We start from the raw sequence: 321 nt of genomic DNA, 5'->3' as shown, positions 1-321 counted from the left end.
ATTATGAATGTATTGAACCCTGATCTTCATTTTAAGATGCTGAATCAAAATGGACATGTCGTGTTTACAAGTGGTCCACAGCCAGCATCAGAAAATGGCAGTACCGTGTCTACATATTTAGATGAAAACAGCTGGAAGCTGGAGGTCTATCCGCAGCGTGCTTCTACAGGTGAAGTGCTGTCTGTTATGCTGATCCCCTTATCCAGTGCTTTTATTTTATTAAATATTTTATTCACACTTGTTCAATATATCATTTTAAGGCGGCAAACCCAGCAGGAGCGTCACCAAAATGAAGCGCAAAAGCTTGAATTAATCGGGACC

The 321-nt window shown here is 40.5% G+C and carries 1 pseudogene; it reads left to right on the top strand.

Going from position 1 to position 321, the window contains the following annotated elements:
* A pseudogene (locus SB658_RS22800) lies at positions 1-321 on the top strand (two-component sensor histidine kinase); the annotation flags it as partial.

The sequence above is a fragment of the Bacillus sp. SIMBA_008 genome, assembly GCF_046535495.1.
Lineage (GTDB): Bacteria > Bacillota > Bacilli > Bacillales > Bacillaceae > Bacillus > Bacillus subtilis.
The sequence above is the reverse complement of the archived record's forward strand: the minus strand, read 5'-3'. Positions and strand labels throughout refer to the sequence as shown.